Below are 17,891 nucleotides of genomic sequence, written 5' to 3'. Positions count from 1 at the left end.
AGTAATTTAGAAGCTGTCCACTAAAGGGCAGCTTTTTTAACTTAACTATATGGCAAACCTAGAAAAAGGCAGTAAAAAACTGCTGAATGCTTGGGCATTTTATGATTGGGCTAATTCTGTTTATACGCTTACCATTGCTTCATCAATATTTCCAATATTTTATTCCGCTTTATTTATTTCTCAGGTAGAAAAAACGGTTCCAGCCTTTGGAATGGTTTTTAAAAGTACTGCTCTCATTACTTATGTGACCGCATTTACCTTCTTGGTAGTAGCATTTACATCACCTATACTTTCAGGTATTGCTGATTATGTAGGAAATAAAAAGAGCTTTATGAAATTCTTCTGTTATGTTGGTGGTATTGGATGTATTGGTCTCTATTATTTTAGTTTAGAGCATATTCATTTAAGTTTATTATTTTATTTCATGGGATTAATTGGATATTGGGGCAGTCTAGTATTCTATAATTCTTATTTACCAGATATTGCTTATCCCGAACAACAAGATAGTATAAGTGCTAAAGGCTTTAGTTTAGGTTATATAGGAAGTGTGATTTTATTGCTTCTAAACCTCGCTATGGTAATGAAACCTAGCTGGTTTGGCTTTGATGTTGGTACAACTCAGGAGGATAAAGATTTGGCTTCACTTGAGGCTATGCGTGTTGCATTTATCACTGTTGGTTTATGGTGGATTCTCTTTAGTCAATATACCTTTTACATCCTGCCAAAGGGCGTCTCTAATGGTCATAAAGTGACAAAAGCTGTAGTATTTAATGGTCTAAAAGAATTAAAGCTAGTTTGGAGTCAACTTAAACAAAACCTACGTTTAAAACGCTATCTCGTCGCCTTTTTCGTATTTAGTATGGCTGTACAAACTATTATGTTAGTAGCAGTCTACTTTGGAGAAGAAGAAATTTTATGGGGCGATTCTGATGCTAAAACACAAGGATTGATTGTAAGTATCTTGGTCATTCAATTAGTTGCTGTTTTAGGTGCTATCTTAACATCTAGAGCATCGTCCAAATTTGGAAATATAAAAACATTAATCGTCATCAACTTTATATGGATGTCGCTTTGTATTTATGCCTATTTCATGAAAACACCTATGCAGTTTTATATAGCTGCTTCTTTAGTTGGTTTGGTGATGGGTGGAATTCAAGCATTAGCACGTTCGACCTATTCTAAATTTTTACCCGAAACAGATGATACTACATCTTATTTCAGTTTTTACGATGTTGCTGAAAAAATAGGAATCGTTATAGGGATGGTAATTTTTGCAACCATAGATCAAATAACAGGTAGTATGCGTAATGCAATCTTGTTTTTATTCATTTTCTTTTTTGTAGGAATAGTTTTATTGTATAGAGTACCTAAGGAAAGTAAATAATTACTATGTTTGTTAAAACTAAATTAATTTATAATGAAAAAACTTAGCTTTCTTTTTGCCTTATTTATATTATTAACAGCATTTACTTGTGAAGACGAACCGTTAGAAGGAGACTTTCAAAATGAGAATTCAAACAACAATGCAACATTAGTTGGTACATGGTCTTTAATTGATTTTAATGCAGATATTACTTCGGAATCAAGTTTTGGAGGCATAGACTTTGTTGTTGATTTTACAGCTGAAATGGTTGAGGCAGATTATGAATTAGTTTTTGCAGAATCTGATTATACGGTTTCTGGAGATTATGAATTACAAGTATCAACAACATTTGAAGGAGAAACAACAAGTTATTCAGATGCCTATACCAATGTGAATGGTTCTGGAACTTATTCTACTAACGGAAACATTATGACTGTTGATGGTTCATTTGTTGAATTTGATTTTGAAGACATGCCAATGGAAGTTGATCAAGGCGAGCAAATGGCAGAGTTTTCGTTAAGTGCAGACGGACAAACATTAACTTTTTTCCAAGATATAGTTCAGACTGAAAATGGAGGAGGAGCAAACGTTACAGTATCAACCGTTGCCACTTCGGTTTGGCAAAAAGTTGAATAGAGAATACACTCTAAATAAATATATAGACCAGAGTTTACTCTGGTCTTTTTTGTTTTATAGAGCATCTAAAAATCTATTATGCAAGAAATTAGTATGTTTGTATAAACCCAATTTAGTTTATTATGAAAAAAATTCTGACGATCTTAACCTGCGCAGCTATCTTTAGTTTTGTGTCCTGTGAGGATGAACCTTTAGAAGGAGACTTTGTTCAAGGAGGATTGACTTGTGAGACAGCTACTGCCAATACAGCTCAAGCTGCTTTAAATTTTTTAGGTGTAAATGTTGATAATTATACACAATTATGTATTGCTTATCGTAATGCTCTTGAAGCACAAATACAAGCTTGTGGAGATGACGACGGAACGCTCCAAGCTCTAGTTGATACTCTTGGCGATTGTACAAATGATGTTGAACCTACTGAAGTTGAAGGGACATGGTTATTAACGGCATGGATTGGTGAAGAACCTATTGATTTAAATAATGATGACACTGAGAGTGCTAACTTTTTAGATGAAATGGATTGCTATAACAATGAAACTATTGTGTTTAATAATGATGGATCTGGAACAGTGATGAGTACGTCATATGCCGAATTCACTTTTGAAATTGTTGTTGGTACCACAGATGAATATAATTATACCATCGAATGTATTGATGAAATAGAAAATACAGATGTAACTTGGACGCAGTCTGGAAATACTGTCTCAATTACTGATGATTTCGGAACTACAGATTGGACCTTAAACGGTAACGAATTATCTATTACAATTCCTGATGGTTTTAGTTCGTCAAATGAAGACGGAAGTATTATTATAACTCAAGATTTAACTTTTGTTTATACAAAACAATAAATAACTATCTAACTACAAAAAAAGCCACTGGTAAGCAATTACTAGTGGCTTTTTAATTAGATGTGATAAGTTTAATTCTCTATACTTCCAGAACCTGACACTTTAGTGTCAGAATTTGTTGGATTTCCTCTATATTCGATATCTCCAGAACCCGTAACTCGTGCCTTAAACTTTCCGTTACAAACCACTTCAGCATCACCAGATCCTGTTACAGAAACGTCAGTATTTGTTGATTTTAGGTTAAAGCCATGAAAGTCACCAGATCCAGTAACACCAGCTCTTAAATCGGTTGTTGCTCCTTTCAATGTTAAATCACCAGATCCTGTTACTTTTCCTGATACACTTCTTGTTTGTACGTCTAAAACAACATCTCCGGAACCTGATAATGATACTTCGAGATTATCTGATGTAATTAAATCTTCATTCCATAAATCTCCCGAACCTGATAATGATACTTTATCAAGGTCTTTAAAAGGAATTGTTACTTTTATCGTTTTATTTCTACTCGGACTTATATTTTTACCTTTTTTTGTTTTGATGTGTAAGCTTCCATTTTTGACTTCGGTTACCACATATTCTAAAAGATTTGATTCACCTTCTAATGTAATTTGACCTTCAGTTCCTGCAACGAGGATATAATCAAAACTCCCTGCGCATTTAACGGTGTCATAATCTGAAGTCGATCTCGTGACTGTAGTCATATTTCCGTTACCTTTTATTTTCTTCCATTGTGCTTGAGAAACCGTAAAGCTTAGCAAAGCAACTATTAATAATATTGAATGTTTCATTGTCTTAAATTTTATTGTGTGTTATTATATTATTTTCTTTTGAATGTTACGCTGCCATACTCAGATTTGATTCTAATCATGTTTCCGCTATTGGCATTTCCTTGGTAACCTTGGTAATACTTATCTGATGATTCGATACGTCTCTTCGTAAATTCAAAGGCATCGGCATCTCGTAATGATGCATGTTCTAAATCAATGTCAAAACTAAATTGATACCCAGAGTCGTAACCAATTGTAATCCCATTATAATCTGATTCTATGTCAATGTTTCCTGCATTCGCAGCCATCTTTTCTATTTTAATTGATCCATAATCGGCTTTAATACCAACATTTTTATAAATCGTCCCCAATCTTAAGGTCAAATAATCGCCATTACCTACAACATTGTTAGCGTTACCAACTTTTAAAGTACCATAATCACAGTTGTAATTAATGTCTTCAGCTATCTCAATTTCAGATGTTGTATAATCTGCATTGATGTCTAGGTTTTTTGTTTTTCCAATAGTATAACTGCTGTAATCTGCATTGATTTTTCCACTATTGATAAATTCAAAATAGCACTTGTTTGTGTAATCAAAAGAGAGGTAGTTATTACTCGCCATTAATTCCTTAGTGGTGATTTTTCCGTAGTCACAATTAATCGTTGCACGACCTTCAAGTTTATCGAGATCAATACTTCCGTAGTCGTTGTTTAAATCTACATTGTTGGTTATCGGCATTTTAATAATGTAATTGATTTCCATGTTCACATTATTGTTTTTGCCCCAATTCCATATCGACTTTGACTTATTCTTACTAAAGAGTGTTTTTGCCGATACCATAGAGCTTGATGCATTAAACTCTACATCGATGTTGTCTAGTTTTTTCTGAACTTTCTCAAGGTTGTTACCATTGGTTTTTATTTTTATTTCAAACGTAATGGTAGAGCCTTCATAAGTAGTAATATTAATATTTCCGTAGCTATTATTAACTTTTAATGTGGCATCAGAACTTACAGAAAATTCCTTTTTTATAGTTTTTTCTTTAGTGTGTTTGCCATTCCATTTATCGTGTACTCCATTTGCACATGATATTGAAGGAATTAAAATAAAAGCAAAAATTAGCTTATATAGTAGTTGTGTTTTCATTTTGGTTGTTTTTAAAATTTTTGACTTCTTCAATGTGTTCTAAAACGGTTTTTAATACGTTTACTCTATTTTGAAAATTGGTAATCATTGCATAAATAACGCGTTGATCATTACCACTTTCGGTTAAATCTATTTTAAGTGATTCGTATTCATCTTCGAGAATATTTAGTTCTCTCATAGCTGAATAAATCATTTGTTCGGTTTCTGGAGAACGCTCAGCTTCTAACAGTGTTATTTCTTGTTGGATAGCAGCAGTAAAAAAGGATTGTGTTTGTGATAATTCTGGAGACACACTCGCTAAATCCATTAATTCTGGTTCTTGTTGTTGCATCATAGTAAATACACTAAAGCATAATACTATGGATGCTGCAACCGCTAAAAACGGTTTCCAGTAACTTCGCTTCTTAGATTCACTTAAAACAACAGGATTATTTTGCTGTTTAAGCTTGTCCAAAAACCTATTCTCATGACCAGAGTTTGGCATTTCGGTATCGAAGCCGCCTTCTAGTGATTGGAATAATTCATTTATAGTATCTTTTTTCATAAGCTTTACTTATAGTCTATGGTTTAGACTGTTATTATTTAATAGTGCGCTAAAGGTTCAAGCTTTTTTCTTAAACTGTCTTTTGCGCGAGAGATCATTGTTCTACAATTTGCAGGTGAAATATTCATAATTTCACAGATCTCATCATAATCATAACCTTCAATTAAATGGAGCGTTAAGCTCATACGATAATTATCTTTAAGCGTTTTCATTGTCTCCAGAACTTGATTCGCTTTAAGATTATTAAATTCATAATCTTCAGTTATTCCTGAACAGTCTTCAATTTTATATAACACATCATCTAAAGGTAAATCTTGATACTTACTATTTTTCTTGTAATGATGTATACTGTTATTGATTACAATTCGTTTTAACCATGAACCAAATGTTTTAATCTCTTTAAGACTATCCAACTTTGTGAAAGCGGTTAAAAATGAATCTTGCATGATGTCTTCAGCTTCAAAATTGTCTTTTACAATTCTGTGTGCCGTATTATACATCGCTTTGTAATACCTATTATAGACTTCCATTTGCGCATGTTGGTTGCCTGATTTACAAAGCTGCAATAACTGCTCTATATTTTGATTGGTTAGTGTCAAAAAACAAATGCTTTAATGTAAAGATGAAAGTGTATTATGTTTGTTACACTTTTAGTGAAAAAAGTTTTTAATCTGAAGACGTGTAATGGCATAACTATTGAAATTATATAAAGGTATATAATTGCTTTGACATTGTAAGTATTTGATTTTAAATGTATTTAGCGATTATTTAAATAATTATAAATCTATAGTTTTGTTGTTTTTAATGACAGAATGACTAAAAAAATAATATGGCAAAGTCTAAATTTTTAAAGCTTGACAGTTTGTCATTTCAGGATTTTGATGAAAACTCAGAATTAATTCCTTTAATGACACCTGAAGATGAAGCAGAAATAAATAACGAACTCCTTCCCGAATCATTACCTATTTTACCATTGCGTAACACCGTTTTGTTTCCTGGTGTGGTGATTCCGATTACCGCTGGTAGAGATAAATCTATTAAGCTTATAAATGATGCTAATAATGGAAGTAAGGTTATTGGAGTTGTATCTCAAAAAGATGAAACGGTAGAAGATCCTTCTGCTAAGGATATTTTCAAAAAAGGAACGGTAGCTCGAATTTTGAAAGTTCTTAAAATGCCTGATGGTAATACTACGATTATTATTCAAGGTAAAAAACGTTTTGAAATTCAAGATGTGGTTACAGAACAACCCTATTTGACAGCTACAGTAAAAGATGTTCCTGAAGCAAAACCAGCAATCGATAATGAAGAATTTACAGCGATCATTGATTCCATAAAGGACCTGTCGTTGCAAATTATAAAGGATAGTCCAAATATTCCGACAGAAGCGTCTTTTGCGATTAAGAATATTGAAAGCAACTCATTTTTGGTGAATTTTGTATCGTCTAATATGAATCTTTCCGTAAAAGAAAAGCAGCAATTATTAGAGATCAACGATCTAAAAGAGCGTGCATTAACTACTTTAAAATACATGAATACTGAGCTTCAAAAACTGGAGCTTAAAAATGATATTCAGTCTAAGGTTCAAAGTGATATGAACCAACAGCAACGTGAGTATTTCTTGCACCAGCAAATGAAAACCATTCAGGAAGAACTTGGTGGTGGTGTGTCTTCTGGAGAAGAGATTGAAGATATGCGACAACGTGCAAAGACTAAAAAATGGGATGATAAAGTTGCCGAGCATTTTGACAAAGAATTAGCCAAAATGCAACGTATGAATCCGCAAGTTGCAGAATACTCCATACAACGTAATTACCTTGACCTGTTCTTAGATTTACCTTGGAATGAATTTAGCGAAGATAAATTTGATCTAAAGCGTGCAATGAAAATCTTAGATCGTGACCATTATGGTCTAGATGATGTAAAGAAGCGTATCATTGAGTATCTAGCCGTTCTAAAATTGCGTAATGATATGAAGTCACCAATTCTTTGTTTGTACGGACCTCCAGGTGTTGGTAAAACATCTTTAGGAAAATCAATTGCCGAAGCTTTAGGTAGAGAATATGTACGTATGTCTTTAGGTGGTTTACGTGACGAAGCTGAAATTCGCGGACATAGAAAAACCTACATTGGTGCTATGCCTGGACGAATTATTCAAAGTTTGAAAAAAGCAGGTACATCCAATCCTGTTTTTGTTTTAGACGAAATAGATAAATTATCTAATACACATCAAGGCGATCCTTCTTCTGCGTTGCTAGAAGTTTTAGATCCAGAGCAAAACAGCGAATTCTATGATAATTTCCTAGAAATGGGGTTTGATTTGTCTAAAGTGATGTTCATCGCAACATCTAATAGTTTGAATACAATTCAGCCTGCGTTAAGAGACCGTATGGAAATTATTAATGTGACTGGATATACTATTGAAGAAAAAGTAGAAATAGGTAAGCGTCACTTATTACCTAAGCAATTAAAGGAACATGGTTTATCTGATAAGCACCTCAAAGTTGCTAAACCACAACTGGAGAAAGTTGTTGAAGGATATACCCGAGAATCTGGTGTTAGAGGATTAGAAAAACAAATCGCCAAATTAGTGCGCCACGCAGCTAAGAATATTGCGATGGAAGAAGACTATAACCTTAAAGTTACTAATGAAGATGTTATAGAGGTTTTAGGCGCACCTAGACTTGAGCGCGATAAATATGAAAACAACAATGTTGCAGGTGTTGTTACTGGATTGGCATGGACAAGAGTAGGTGGAGATATTTTATTTATTGAATCGATATTGTCTAAAGGTAAAGGTAATTTGACCATTACAGGTAACTTGGGCAAAGTGATGAAGGAGTCGGCTACCATTGCCATGGAATACATTAAGGCAAATGCAGATGAATTTGGAATTGACTCTGATGTTTTCGGAAAATACAATGTACATATTCATGTCCCTGAAGGAGCAACTCCAAAAGATGGTCCAAGTGCAGGTGTGACTATGTTAACTTCTTTAGTATCTTTGTTTACACAACGCAAAGTCAAAAATAGTTTGGCAATGACTGGTGAGATTACATTAAGAGGTAAAGTATTACCCGTTGGTGGTATCAAAGAAAAGATATTAGCTGCTAAACGTGCAAGAATTAAAGAGATTTTGTTATGTGAAGATAACAAGCGTGATATAGATGAGATTAAGCCAGAATATTTAAAAGGACTTACGTTTCATTATGTTAAGGACATGAGTGATGTCTTAAAGCTTGCACTAACAAATCAAAAAGTTAAAAATGCTAAAAAGCTTTAAATTAATAGTGTCAGTCTTAGTGTTAACAGCTTCAAGTTTTGGAGCTGTTGCACAAACGGACACTTATAAAGATGTACTTCTCAACGGAAAGCCAGCAAAACTCAACATAAAGACAGGAGAAATAGTTTTAGTAGATGCATCATCTATAAAAACAAAAGATAGTATAGTTGGTAAAACAGAAATACAAGCTAATCTAATTACTAACACACCTAATGCTAATAAAAAAGATAGCACATTAGTAATTGTAACAAATAGACCTGATACACTTACAAACTATTTTAAAAAGAAAAATGTACTAGCTACTGCAACTACAGATTCATTACAGACACAATCTATTCCTGAACAGCGAGAGCCAAAACTATCAGAAAAAGCAAAAAAGGCAACCACTTTGGTTTATGATATTTCTCAACCAGTTGCCACAGAAACTAATGATTCTAATTATCATACAGTAAAAAAAGGAGAAACCTTATATGCGTTATCTAAGCGTTATAATACGGACTTAGATGAACTCAAGCGCGCCAATAATTTAGATACAACACTTATAAAAATAGGGCAAGAGTTAAGGGTGAGAAACTTCGAAGACCTTTACAATTCTGACGTTTGGATTGTAGTAAAGGGAGATACCCTATATAGTATTGCCAAAAAATCGAATACTACAGTTGCAGAAATAAAAGCTTTAAATGGTTTAACAAGTAACTTGATTAAGATTGGACAAAAACTTCAATTAAAATAGAATTCGTTCCTTTTAAAAAAATAAAATACACATATAGTCGTTTTAAGATAGATTTAGTTACTTTGCACACTTATATGCTAAAGAAAATTGCCACTATTTTTTGTCTATTCTTGACAACAACTTTTTATGCCCAAGTTGGTGGTGAGTCTACATATCAATTTCTAAACTTAATTGCATCACCTAGGCAAGCTGCTTTGGGAGGAAAAGTAATCACCAATTACGATTATGACGTTACTGGCGGTTTGTTTAACCCTGCTACTATCAATTCGGAAATGGATAACCAACTAGCGATTAACTATTCAAGTTACTTAGGTGGTATAAGTTATGGTTCGGCGGCATATGCTTATACATGGGATAGACATGTGCAAACCTTGCATGTTGGAATGACCTATATCAACTACGGAAGTTTTGAAGGGTACGATCTTAATGGTGTTTCTACGGGATCATTCACAGGCAATGAAGCGGCACTTTCTGCTGGTTATGCTTATCAAATTCCGTTTACCGATTTTTATTTAGGTGCTAACTTAAAATTAATCACTTCCAAATTAGAACAATACAATTCTATTGGTGTGGCTACAGATCTAGGAGCGATGTACATTAATGAACGTCTAGAGTTTCAAATGGCATTAGTAGTTAGAAATCTTGGTACTCAAATAGTAACCTATGCTGGTCAAAATGAAAAACTCCCATTAGAAATTAATTTAGGATTATCACAAACTCTAGAAAATATGCCATTACGTTGGCATTTAACCTTTGAGAATTTACAAGCTTGGCCAATTCGGTTTTCTAATCCTGCAAGAGCTACAACAGACTTAGATGGCAATCAAACTCAAGAAAAGGTTGGTTTTTTAGGCGAATTGTTACGCCATACCATTATAGGTGCAGAATTGTTTCCAGACAAAGGTTTCAATATAAGAATGGCTTATAACTTTAGACGAGCTGAAGAATTACGTATCTTAGAACAACGAAATTTTTCAGGACTATCGTTTGGTGTCGGTATTAAACTTAATAAAACACGATTTAGTTATACACATGCTAGATACTCTGGCGCAAGTAATGCCAATTTCTTTGGTGTACAAATAGATTTAAGATAATGACCAAAATTACCATTGCAATTGACGGATTTTCATCTACAGGGAAAAGTACTGTGGCCAAACGATTAGCTAAAGCATTAGGCTATGTGTATGTAGATTCAGGAGCAATGTATCGTGCGGTTACATTATATACGATGCAAAATGGATTTATCGAAAGTGATTGTTTTGATGTTGAAGGTCTTATTTCTCAATTGGAGCATATCGAAATTAGTTTTAAACTCAATGAAGATTTAGGGTTTGCCGAAGTGTTTCTAAATGGAGAAAATGTTGAAAAAGAGATTAGAACACTTGAAGTCTCACAGTTTGTGAGTCAGGTAGCAACTATATCTGAAGTACGAGAGCAGCTAGTTAAGCAACAGCAAAGTTTTGGAAAAGATAAAGGAGTGGTTATGGATGGTCGTGATATTGGCACTGTGGTATTTCCTGAAGCCGAATTAAAATTATTCATGACAGCTTCCGCAGAAAAAAGAGCCCAACGTCGTTATGATGAACTTCTAGAAAGGGGAGATGATGTTTGTTACGAAGAGGTTTTAGCAAATGTACAGTCTCGAGATCATATTGATTCTACAAGAGAAGATTCGCCTTTAACCATGGCTGAAGATGCTATTGAGGTTGATAATTCAAATATGACTCTAGACGAGCAATTCGAATTTATAGTGTCACTTGCAAAGAACAAGATAAATTCACTTCATAAAAAAAAGCGACACTAGGTCGCTTTTACTTTTTTAATATACCACTTTTATAAATTTGGTATAATTAATTCTTGATCTGGATGAATTAAATCAGGATTCTTTAAGATGTCATTGTTTGCAGCAAAAATATCTTTGTATTTCATTGCATCACCATAATAGTGCTTAGCAATCTTTCCTAATGTCTCTCCACTTTTTACTGTGTGTCTTGCATAAACAGACGTGTCTGCTACTTGAATATCTGCCATAATATCGCTTGGGTTATCACCACCAGCTGCTTTTATTGCATCCCATAAAAGATTCTTTTCGTATTGAGTTTTTGCAGTTCCTGTTACTTTTAATACGCCATTCTCTTCTTTTACATCACCATTTTCGATGTTCAACGATTCTCCTAAGTCTAATACACTTTGGTATTTTGATCTTACCATAATTTTTGTTTTTAATTTAGTGTTAATACTATTGTAAATATACCAATTTATGTGCCAAAAATTAAACATGCTAAGTAAGAATTTTTAACATTTTTAGTTTCTGAAACTCAAATGATTAGACAATGTTGTATTTATTTTGTTTTATTGTAAATAAAACGTATTTTTGCACTCCTTTTAGCGAAATAAAGAAAGATAAAAGGGACAAACAATCACAAACAATAACGCTTCTGTGTGTTAGCGCTTAATTCTTTCTAAACATACAGAATACAAATTTTATTCAGCACATGTCTGAAAAAGAAACAAAACAAGCTGAAGTAGCAACTACTGAAGCTCCTCAAACTGAAGCTCCTCAAGTCTCTGAGGCTCAGGCAAACCCAGAAAAATTCTTAAAAGATTTCAATTGGCACAATTACGAAGAAGGAATTGATCCTGTTGATGACAAGCAATTAGAAGAATTTGAAAAATTAGTATCAGAAAATTTTGTAGATACTTTAGATGATGAAGTTGTAGAAGGTGAAGTTATCCATATTACAGATCGCGATGCTATCATTGACATCAATGCTAAATCTGAAGGTGTAATATCTCTTAATGAGTTTCGTTACAATCCAGATTTAAAAGTTGGTGACAAAGTAGAAGTATTAATTGATGTTCGTGAAGATGCAACTGGTCAATTAGTATTATCTCACAGAAAAGCTCGTGTAATCAAGGCATGGGATCGTGTAAACAATGCACACGAAACTGGTGAAATCGTTAATGGTTTTGTAAAATGCAGAACTAAAGGTGGTATGATCGTTGACGTATTTGGTATTGAAGCATTCTTACCAGGTTCTCAAATCGATGTAAAACCAATTAGAGATTACGATCAGTACGTAAATAAAACAATGGAATTTAAAGTGGTGAAAATCAACCACGAATTCAAAAACATTGTTGTATCTCATAAAGCGCTTATTGAAGCTGATATTGAGGAACAAAAGAAAGAAATCATTGGTCAATTAGAAAAAGGTCAAGTATTAGAAGGTATCGTGAAGAACATTACGTCTTACGGTGTGTTTATTGATCTTGGAGGTGTTGACGGTTTAGTTCATATCACAGATTTATCTTGGTCTAGAATTAATCATCCAAATGAAATCGTAGAATTAGACCAAAAACTAAACGTTGTAATCTTAGACTTCGATGAAGATAAGTCTAGAATCCAATTAGGTCTTAAGCAATTAAGCAAGCATCCTTGGGAAGCTTTAGGTGAAACTGTAAAAGTTGGCGATAAAGTGAAAGGTAAAGTTGTTGTTATTGCTGATTACGGTGCATTTGTTGAAGTAGAAGAAGGTGTAGAAGGATTAGTTCACGTTAGTGAAATGTCTTGGTCAACTCATTTACGCTCAGCTCAAGATTTCGTATCTGTAGGAGATGAAATCGAAGCTGTAATCTTAACTCTTGATAGAGAAGATCGTAAAATGTCTCTTGGTATCAAACAATTAACTCCAGACCCATGGACTGATATTACATCTAAATATCCTGTAGGTTCTAAACATTCAGGTATTGTACGTAACTTCACAAACTTTGGTGTTTTTGTTGAATTAGAAGAAGGTATCGACGGATTGATTTATATCTCTGATTTATCTTGGACTAAGAAAATTAAGCATCCAAGTGAGTTTACTAATGTAGGCGATAAGTTAGATGTAGTGGTATTAGAATTAGATGTTGAAGGACGTAAATTATCTTTAGGTCACAAACAAACTACTGATAATCCTTGGGATAAGTATGAAACTGAATTCGCTTTAGGAACAACACATACTGCTGAGATTGCTGAAATCGTAGACAAAGGTGCTACAATCAATTTCAACGATGATATCGTTGCATTTGTACCATCTCGTCACTTAGAAAAAGAAGACGGAAGCAAACTTAAGAAAGGTGAAGGAGCAGACTTTAAAATTATTGAATTCAATAAAGAATTCAAAAGAGTTGTAGCCTCTCATACTGCTATCTTTAAAGAAGAAGAAATGGCAAATGTAAAAGCAGCTGTTAAGAAGCAAGAAGCTCAAGCAGCAGAAGCTAAACCAACTTTAGGTGATGCTAATGACGCTTTACAAGCGCTTAAAGATAAAATGGACGGGAAGAAATAATTCCTTGAATTTTTGACATTGAAAAGCCTCTCAGATATGAGAGGCTTTTTTTATTGATATATAAAACGATTGCAAACCCTGATTTTTTAACTTAACTTTGCCAACCAAACACGTTTGGAAACCATATGAGTCAAAAAGTTTTACTTAATGCTAAAGAGGTAAACATCATTCTTCATAGACTGGCTTGTCAACTTATTGAAAATCACAACGATTTTTCTAATACAGTACTTATCGGATTACAACCAAGAGGTAAATTTCTTGCCAATCGTTTAGCGGTCATGCTAAAAAACGATTATAAGATTAAAAACATCCAATTGGGCCATTTAGATATCACGTTTTTTAGAGACGATTTTAGACGTGGTGAAAAGATATTGGAAGCCAATACTACCGAAATTGATTTTATTGTAGAAAACAAGAACATCGTTTTTATTGATGATGTGCTGCATACTGGGCGAAGTATTAGAGCAGCATTAACAGCGATTCAATCTTTTGGTAGACCAAATGAAATTGAACTATTGACATTAATAGACAGACGTTTTAGTAGACATTTACCTATCCAACCAAATTATAGAGGTCGTCAGGTTGATGCTATAAATAAAGAAAAAGTAAAAGTTAATTGGGTTGAGAATGAAGGTGAAGACTCAGTGTACTTGATAAATAATTAATAGTTATGAGCGAATTAAGTGTTAATCACTTATTGGGAATTAAATACCTTAATAAAAAGGATATTCAATTAATTTTTGAAACAGCCGATCATTTCAAAGAGGTGATTAATAGGCCAATTAAAAAAGTGCCTTCGCTTAGAGATATTACTATAGCTAATTTATTCTTTGAAAACTCAACACGTACCAAGTTATCTTTCGAGCTTGCAGAAAAGCGACTATCTGCAGACGTAATCAATTTTTCGGCTTCCCAATCTTCAGTTAAAAAAGGGGAAACACTTATTGATACAGTAAATAATATCTTGTCTATGAAAGTAGATATGGTTGTGATGAGGCATCCAAACCCAGGAGCAGGTGTGTTTTTGTCACAGCATGTAGATGCTAGTATTATTAATGCTGGTGATGGTGCTCATGAGCATCCTACACAAGCATTATTGGATAGTTACTCTATTAGAGAACGTTTAGGTGACGTCAAAGGTAAAAATGTAGTTATCGTTGGCGATATTCTACATAGTAGAGTAGCTCTATCAAACATTTATGCCTTGCAATTACAAGGTGCAAATGTGATGGTTTGCGGACCAAAGACCTTACTTCCGAAGTATATAAAAGATTTAGGGGTTAAGGTTGAAACCAATTTGCGAAAAGCTTTAAATTGGTGCGATGTTGCTAATATGTTACGTGTTCAAAACGAGCGAATGGATATTAGTTATTTCCCATCAACACGAGAATATACACAACAATACGGAGTTAATAAAGCATTGCTAAATTCATTAGATAAAGACATCACGATTATGCATCCAGGACCTATCAATAGAGGTGTAGAAATTACGAGTGATGTTGCCGATTCTGATCAAGCTATTATTTTGGACCAAGTTCAAAATGGTGTAGCAATTAGAATGGCAGTAATTTATTTATTAGCTTCAAAAATAAAACACTAGGATTATGATTTTTGATAAAGATGGAAATACATCCATAATCACACAGGAAAAAGCGTCTATAATTGAACTTGTAAAAAAAATTGGTGTATTATACGAACGTTTTAAAAATGACAACATCATCGTTAACCTTACAACATTAAACAAGGTGTCTCTCCAAGACATTGTAGAGTTTTTGCAGTTATCTAATAAACATCGAAGAGCGAAACATTCGTTTGTTATTGTCACTTCTAAAGCTAATCTTAATGAAACTCCAGATGAAATCATAGTGGTCCCAACGATGCAAGAAGCTCGTGATATTATCGAAATGGAGGAAATTGAGCGCGATTTAGGGTTTTAAATGAATAAAAGAATAGTTCTTTCTGATGAACAATTATTTGATGCTATTTATCAAACACTGTTTTTCTTCTTGTCGTTCATTCCTTTATTTTTGTTTGAAGATCTAGTTGAGAACGAAATTCTAAATAAAGCTATATATTACATCCTAATATTAGTAGTCATTTCTGCTATTAAAATATCAAAACGAGTTTCTATTCATAATGGTTTTGTCGTAAAAGATTTGCATACTTTATTCTTAGGGTCTATAAAAAAAATGGCACATTTTCCTATTTCAGAAATAGGGGATATTGTCTTAAACCAAAATGAGGAACTTTATTTCGAAATTACAGCCAAAAGAAAAAATGGCACAGATTTTATTTTTAAAACATTGCCTAATAAAAACCCTGCTTTGAAAGAATTGGAATTAATAAAAAGTCATTTAAGAATACAATAATTTGAAACTAACAATACTAGGTTGCTACAGCGCTACACCATTAATACACACCAATCCCACTGCTCAAGTTCTTGATATAAAGAACCATACCTTTTTAATAGATTGTGGAGAGGGAACTCAGGTTGAGTTACGTAGAAACAAAGTAAAGTTTGGTCGTATAAAACACATTTTTATTTCGCATTTACATGGTGATCATTGCTTTGGTCTTGCTGGTTTGATTTCAACATTTAGATTGTTAACGCGTGAGGCAGATTTACATATTTATGCACCAAAAGGGCTAAAGGACGTCATAACAATGCAAATGAAACTTTCAGAGTCTTGGACCAATTACAAATTGATCTTTCATGAATTGTCTTCGAAGTCATCAGAATTGATATTTGAAGATGATAAAGTTGAAGTGTACACTATTCCTTTAGATCATCGTATTTATACTAACGGATTTCTATTTAAAGAGAAACTTGGAGAACGCAAATTAGATATGAATGCAGTATTAAATGCCGATATCGATGTTGCATATTACCGAAAGTTAAAGCAAGGTGCCGATGTTCCTGATAATAATGGAAATATAGTAAACAATGCCTCAGTTACACTGGATCCAAAACCGCCGAAGAGTTATGCATTTTGTAGTGACACAGCATATAACGAATCCATTGTGCCCATCATAAAAGGTGTAAACGCTCTATATCACGAATCTACATTTATTGAAAAGAACGAAGCTCTAGCCTTACCGACAAAGCATTCTACTGCCAAACAGGCTGCCACTATTGCAAAAAAGGCAGATGTTGGTCAGTTAATTTTGGGGCATTACTCTACGCGTTATGATGATTTGACTCCATTTAAAACAGAAGCAGAAACAATTTTTCCTAAGGTAGAATTAGCTAAAGATGGAAAGACCTTTGAATTTTAATGTAGAAGAGACTCGGTATAGCTCTTAAACTGTTTCATCCATTTATAGACTTGCTTCTTAAACATACCTGGAAATAAAGTTGCCATGATTTTGATGAACAGTCCATTAAATTTAGTGTAATCTATCTCAGATATATATTGTGTTTTATCGTCAGCAAGAGCTTTAAACTGTACTCTCATAGTATTGGTCATATGCTTGTGCTCATAAAGCGCTTTAAACTCTGCTGGTAGATTATTGGTGATTATTGTTTCTTTGAGTTCAAGTTTTTCATATGTCATTTTTGAAATAGCTCCCTCTGATCCTTCAGTTCCGCTAATAAGTTCTTTAGAAATAAAACCATCTTGAAAATGCTTTAGATTGTCTGGATTTTCAAAAACGGCTGCAGTATGATCTATAGGTGCATTTATAATAATTTCGCAGCTAAACTTCATAAGTCGTAGTTTTTATTCCTATAAAAATACAGAAATCTAACTCAACTACTTTAAGGCTTTAAGAAAGAAGAAAAATAATAAACTATTTAAGTTTGGTTTCCTTTTTAAATTCATCGAGATTGGTCATCCATTCGATAGCTTCATCGAGACTATGACAGCGTTTTAAACTTTTTTGGAAGAAATGTTTTTCTAATGAAGAATTGAGATAACTAAAGTCACTATAAGAGACAATAGCACTAGCTATCATGAAATCGTATTCATTATTAAAGTCTAACCATAATTGTGGTTCAAAAGAATAAGAGTTAATACGATTGGCGATGTATCCAATTTTAATACCTTTTCTTATATACTCTGAAAATTTACTAATCAGTTCACTTACTATAGTATAGTCAACATGAATACCTTCGTTTAGTTCTGACACTACAAAATGCTTAGTGGTATAGATTGTTCCGAACGGAAACTCAATTTTTTTGTATTCTAAAAGTTTAGAATATTTACTGTTTTCAAATTTCATTAGTAGGGATTATT

The 17,891-nt window shown here is 33.3% G+C and carries 20 protein-coding genes; 13 read left to right on the top strand and 7 right to left on the bottom strand.

Going from position 1 to position 17,891, the window contains the following annotated elements; genetic code table 11:
- Nucleotides 1-49: 49 nt before the first annotated feature.
- The 3 genes from Q0783_RS10225 to Q0783_RS10215 all read left to right on the top strand — a co-directional run bounded on the left by Q0783_RS10225 (nt 50) and on the right by Q0783_RS10215 (nt 2,850).
- The gene (locus tag Q0783_RS10225) at nt 50-1,384 is read left to right on the top strand and encodes an MFS transporter (RefSeq protein WP_298894869.1); all 1,335 of its coding nucleotides are present in this window, start codon (nt 50-52) and stop codon (nt 1,382-1,384) included.
- Nucleotides 1,385-1,417: 33 nt separating this feature from the next.
- Nucleotides 1,418-1,999 carry a hypothetical protein gene (locus Q0783_RS10220; RefSeq protein ID WP_298894867.1) on the top strand — a complete coding sequence of 194 codons (582 nt, stop codon included), beginning with the start codon at nt 1,418-1,420 and terminating at the stop codon, nt 1,997-1,999.
- 122 nt (nt 2,000-2,121) lie between these two features.
- The gene (locus Q0783_RS10215; RefSeq protein ID WP_298894866.1) at nt 2,122-2,850 is read left to right on the top strand and encodes a hypothetical protein; all 729 of its coding nucleotides are present in this window, start codon (nt 2,122-2,124) and stop codon (nt 2,848-2,850) included.
- A gap of 71 nt (nt 2,851-2,921) precedes the next feature.
- Here the strand turns inward: Q0783_RS10215 and Q0783_RS10210 are convergent, their stop codons facing one another.
- Genes Q0783_RS10210 through Q0783_RS10195 form a run of 4 tightly spaced genes read right to left on the bottom strand, consistent with a single transcriptional unit; the run spans nt 2,922 to nt 5,908 of the window.
- Entirely contained in the window at nt 2,922-3,638 is a 717-nt protein-coding gene (locus Q0783_RS10210; RefSeq protein WP_298894864.1) for a head GIN domain-containing protein, read from the bottom strand.
- 29 nt (nt 3,639-3,667) lie between these two features.
- Nucleotides 3,668-4,765, bottom strand: a complete 1,098-nt coding sequence (locus Q0783_RS10205; protein ID WP_298894861.1) for a hypothetical protein — start codon at nt 4,763-4,765, stop codon at nt 3,668-3,670.
- Nucleotides 4,743-5,309, bottom strand: a complete 567-nt coding sequence (locus Q0783_RS10200; RefSeq protein WP_298894859.1) for a hypothetical protein — start codon at nt 5,307-5,309, stop codon at nt 4,743-4,745. The genes Q0783_RS10205 and Q0783_RS10200 overlap by 23 nt, the downstream gene beginning before the upstream one ends.
- Before the next feature lie 38 nt (nt 5,310-5,347).
- Nucleotides 5,348-5,908: an RNA polymerase sigma factor gene (locus tag Q0783_RS10195; RefSeq protein ID WP_298894857.1), complete on the bottom strand. Its 561-nt coding sequence runs from the start codon at nt 5,906-5,908 to the stop codon at nt 5,348-5,350.
- 230 nt (nt 5,909-6,138) lie between these two features.
- On the opposite strand from Q0783_RS10195, the gene lon reads away from it, so the two are divergent.
- The 4 genes from lon to cmk all read left to right on the top strand — a co-directional run bounded on the left by lon (nt 6,139) and on the right by cmk (nt 11,129).
- Nucleotides 6,139-8,592, top strand: a complete 2,454-nt coding sequence (gene lon / locus Q0783_RS10190; protein ID WP_298894855.1) for an endopeptidase La — start codon at nt 6,139-6,141, stop codon at nt 8,590-8,592.
- Between the two features lie 7 nt (nt 8,593-8,599).
- On the top strand, nt 8,600-9,325 hold the full coding sequence (locus Q0783_RS10185; RefSeq protein WP_298894853.1) for a LysM peptidoglycan-binding domain-containing protein: 726 nt from the start codon (nt 8,600-8,602) through the stop codon (nt 9,323-9,325).
- 74 nt (nt 9,326-9,399) lie between these two features.
- Complete coding sequence (porQ, locus tag Q0783_RS10180) at nt 9,400-10,419, top strand: type IX secretion system protein PorQ (protein ID WP_230935684.1); 1,020 nt, start codon at nt 9,400-9,402, stop codon at nt 10,417-10,419.
- Entirely contained in the window at nt 10,419-11,129 is a 711-nt protein-coding gene (gene cmk / locus Q0783_RS10175; RefSeq protein WP_298894851.1) for a (d)CMP kinase, read from the top strand. Before porQ ends, cmk begins: the two co-directional genes overlap by 1 nt.
- Before the next feature lie 29 nt (nt 11,130-11,158).
- Here the strand turns inward: cmk and Q0783_RS10170 are convergent, their stop codons facing one another.
- Nucleotides 11,159-11,536 (bottom strand): LysM peptidoglycan-binding domain-containing protein, encoded by a 378-nt coding sequence (locus Q0783_RS10170; RefSeq protein ID WP_230935682.1) that lies wholly within the window; start codon nt 11,534-11,536, stop codon nt 11,159-11,161.
- 284 nt (nt 11,537-11,820) lie between these two features.
- Here Q0783_RS10170 and rpsA point away from each other — a divergent pair, with 284 nt between their 5' ends.
- From rpsA to Q0783_RS10140, 6 genes are all read left to right on the top strand, one after another.
- Nucleotides 11,821-13,656: a 30S ribosomal protein S1 gene (gene rpsA / locus Q0783_RS10165; RefSeq protein WP_230935681.1), complete on the top strand. Its 1,836-nt coding sequence runs from the start codon at nt 11,821-11,823 to the stop codon at nt 13,654-13,656.
- 125 nt (nt 13,657-13,781) lie between these two features.
- Nucleotides 13,782-14,321, top strand: a complete 540-nt coding sequence (pyrR, locus tag Q0783_RS10160) for a bifunctional pyr operon transcriptional regulator/uracil phosphoribosyltransferase PyrR (protein WP_230935680.1) — start codon at nt 13,782-13,784, stop codon at nt 14,319-14,321.
- A gap of 5 nt (nt 14,322-14,326) precedes the next feature.
- Complete coding sequence (locus Q0783_RS10155; RefSeq protein ID WP_230935679.1) at nt 14,327-15,256, top strand: aspartate carbamoyltransferase catalytic subunit; 930 nt, start codon at nt 14,327-14,329, stop codon at nt 15,254-15,256.
- Nucleotides 15,257-15,260: 4 nt separating this feature from the next.
- Nucleotides 15,261-15,593: a ribonuclease Z gene (locus Q0783_RS10150; protein WP_298894847.1), complete on the top strand. Its 333-nt coding sequence runs from the start codon at nt 15,261-15,263 to the stop codon at nt 15,591-15,593.
- Complete coding sequence (locus Q0783_RS10145) at nt 15,594-16,025, top strand: hypothetical protein (protein WP_298894845.1); 432 nt, start codon at nt 15,594-15,596, stop codon at nt 16,023-16,025.
- 1 nt (nt 16,026) lies between these two features.
- Nucleotides 16,027-16,932, top strand: a complete 906-nt coding sequence (locus tag Q0783_RS10140) for a ribonuclease Z (RefSeq protein ID WP_298894842.1) — start codon at nt 16,027-16,029, stop codon at nt 16,930-16,932.
- Here Q0783_RS10140 and Q0783_RS10135 read toward each other — a convergent pair.
- Nucleotides 16,929-17,363, bottom strand: coding sequence for an SRPBCC family protein (locus Q0783_RS10135; protein WP_298894840.1), 435 nt, complete (start codon nt 17,361-17,363; stop codon nt 16,929-16,931). The genes Q0783_RS10140 and Q0783_RS10135 overlap by 4 nt on opposite strands.
- 82 nt (nt 17,364-17,445) lie before the next feature.
- Complete coding sequence (locus Q0783_RS10130; RefSeq protein ID WP_298894838.1) at nt 17,446-17,877, bottom strand: hypothetical protein; 432 nt, start codon at nt 17,875-17,877, stop codon at nt 17,446-17,448.
- Between the last annotated feature and the right edge of the window lie 14 nt (nt 17,878-17,891).

It is taken from the genome of uncultured Psychroserpens sp. (assembly GCF_947500255.1).
Classification (GTDB): domain Bacteria; phylum Bacteroidota; class Bacteroidia; order Flavobacteriales; family Flavobacteriaceae; genus Psychroserpens.
Note: the sequence above shows the minus strand (reverse complement) of the source record. Positions and strands in the feature narration are given on the sequence as shown.

Excerpts from the sequence above, each read along its gene's own strand:
- lon (WP_298894855.1), top strand. The coding sequence starts at position 6,139 with ATGGCAAAGTCTAAATTTTTAAAGCTTGACAGTTTGTCATTTCAGGAT.
- Q0783_RS10135 (WP_298894840.1), bottom strand. The coding sequence starts at position 17,363 with ATGAAGTTTAGCTGCGAAATTATTATAAATGCACCTATAGATCATACT.
- rpsA (WP_230935681.1), top strand. The coding sequence starts at position 11,821 with ATGTCTGAAAAAGAAACAAAACAAGCTGAAGTAGCAACTACTGAAGCT.
- Q0783_RS10225 (WP_298894869.1), top strand. The coding sequence starts at position 50 with ATGGCAAACCTAGAAAAAGGCAGTAAAAAACTGCTGAATGCTTGGGCA.
- Q0783_RS10210 (WP_298894864.1), bottom strand. The coding sequence starts at position 3,638 with ATGAAACATTCAATATTATTAATAGTTGCTTTGCTAAGCTTTACGGTT.
- Q0783_RS10155 (WP_230935679.1), top strand. The coding sequence starts at position 14,327 with ATGAGCGAATTAAGTGTTAATCACTTATTGGGAATTAAATACCTTAAT.
- Q0783_RS10150 (WP_298894847.1), top strand. The coding sequence starts at position 15,261 with ATGATTTTTGATAAAGATGGAAATACATCCATAATCACACAGGAAAAA.
- Q0783_RS10170 (WP_230935682.1), bottom strand. The coding sequence starts at position 11,536 with ATGGTAAGATCAAAATACCAAAGTGTATTAGACTTAGGAGAATCGTTG.
- cmk (WP_298894851.1), top strand. The coding sequence starts at position 10,419 with ATGACCAAAATTACCATTGCAATTGACGGATTTTCATCTACAGGGAAA.
- Q0783_RS10205 (WP_298894861.1), bottom strand. The coding sequence starts at position 4,765 with ATGAAAACACAACTACTATATAAGCTAATTTTTGCTTTTATTTTAATT.
- Q0783_RS10215 (WP_298894866.1), top strand. The coding sequence starts at position 2,122 with ATGAAAAAAATTCTGACGATCTTAACCTGCGCAGCTATCTTTAGTTTT.
- Q0783_RS10145 (WP_298894845.1), top strand. The coding sequence starts at position 15,594 with ATGAATAAAAGAATAGTTCTTTCTGATGAACAATTATTTGATGCTATT.
- Q0783_RS10130 (WP_298894838.1), bottom strand. The coding sequence starts at position 17,877 with ATGAAATTTGAAAACAGTAAATATTCTAAACTTTTAGAATACAAAAAA.
- Q0783_RS10220 (WP_298894867.1), top strand. The coding sequence starts at position 1,418 with ATGAAAAAACTTAGCTTTCTTTTTGCCTTATTTATATTATTAACAGCA.
- pyrR (WP_230935680.1), top strand. The coding sequence starts at position 13,782 with ATGAGTCAAAAAGTTTTACTTAATGCTAAAGAGGTAAACATCATTCTT.
- porQ (WP_230935684.1), top strand. The coding sequence starts at position 9,400 with ATGCTAAAGAAAATTGCCACTATTTTTTGTCTATTCTTGACAACAACT.
- Q0783_RS10200 (WP_298894859.1), bottom strand. The coding sequence starts at position 5,309 with ATGAAAAAAGATACTATAAATGAATTATTCCAATCACTAGAAGGCGGC.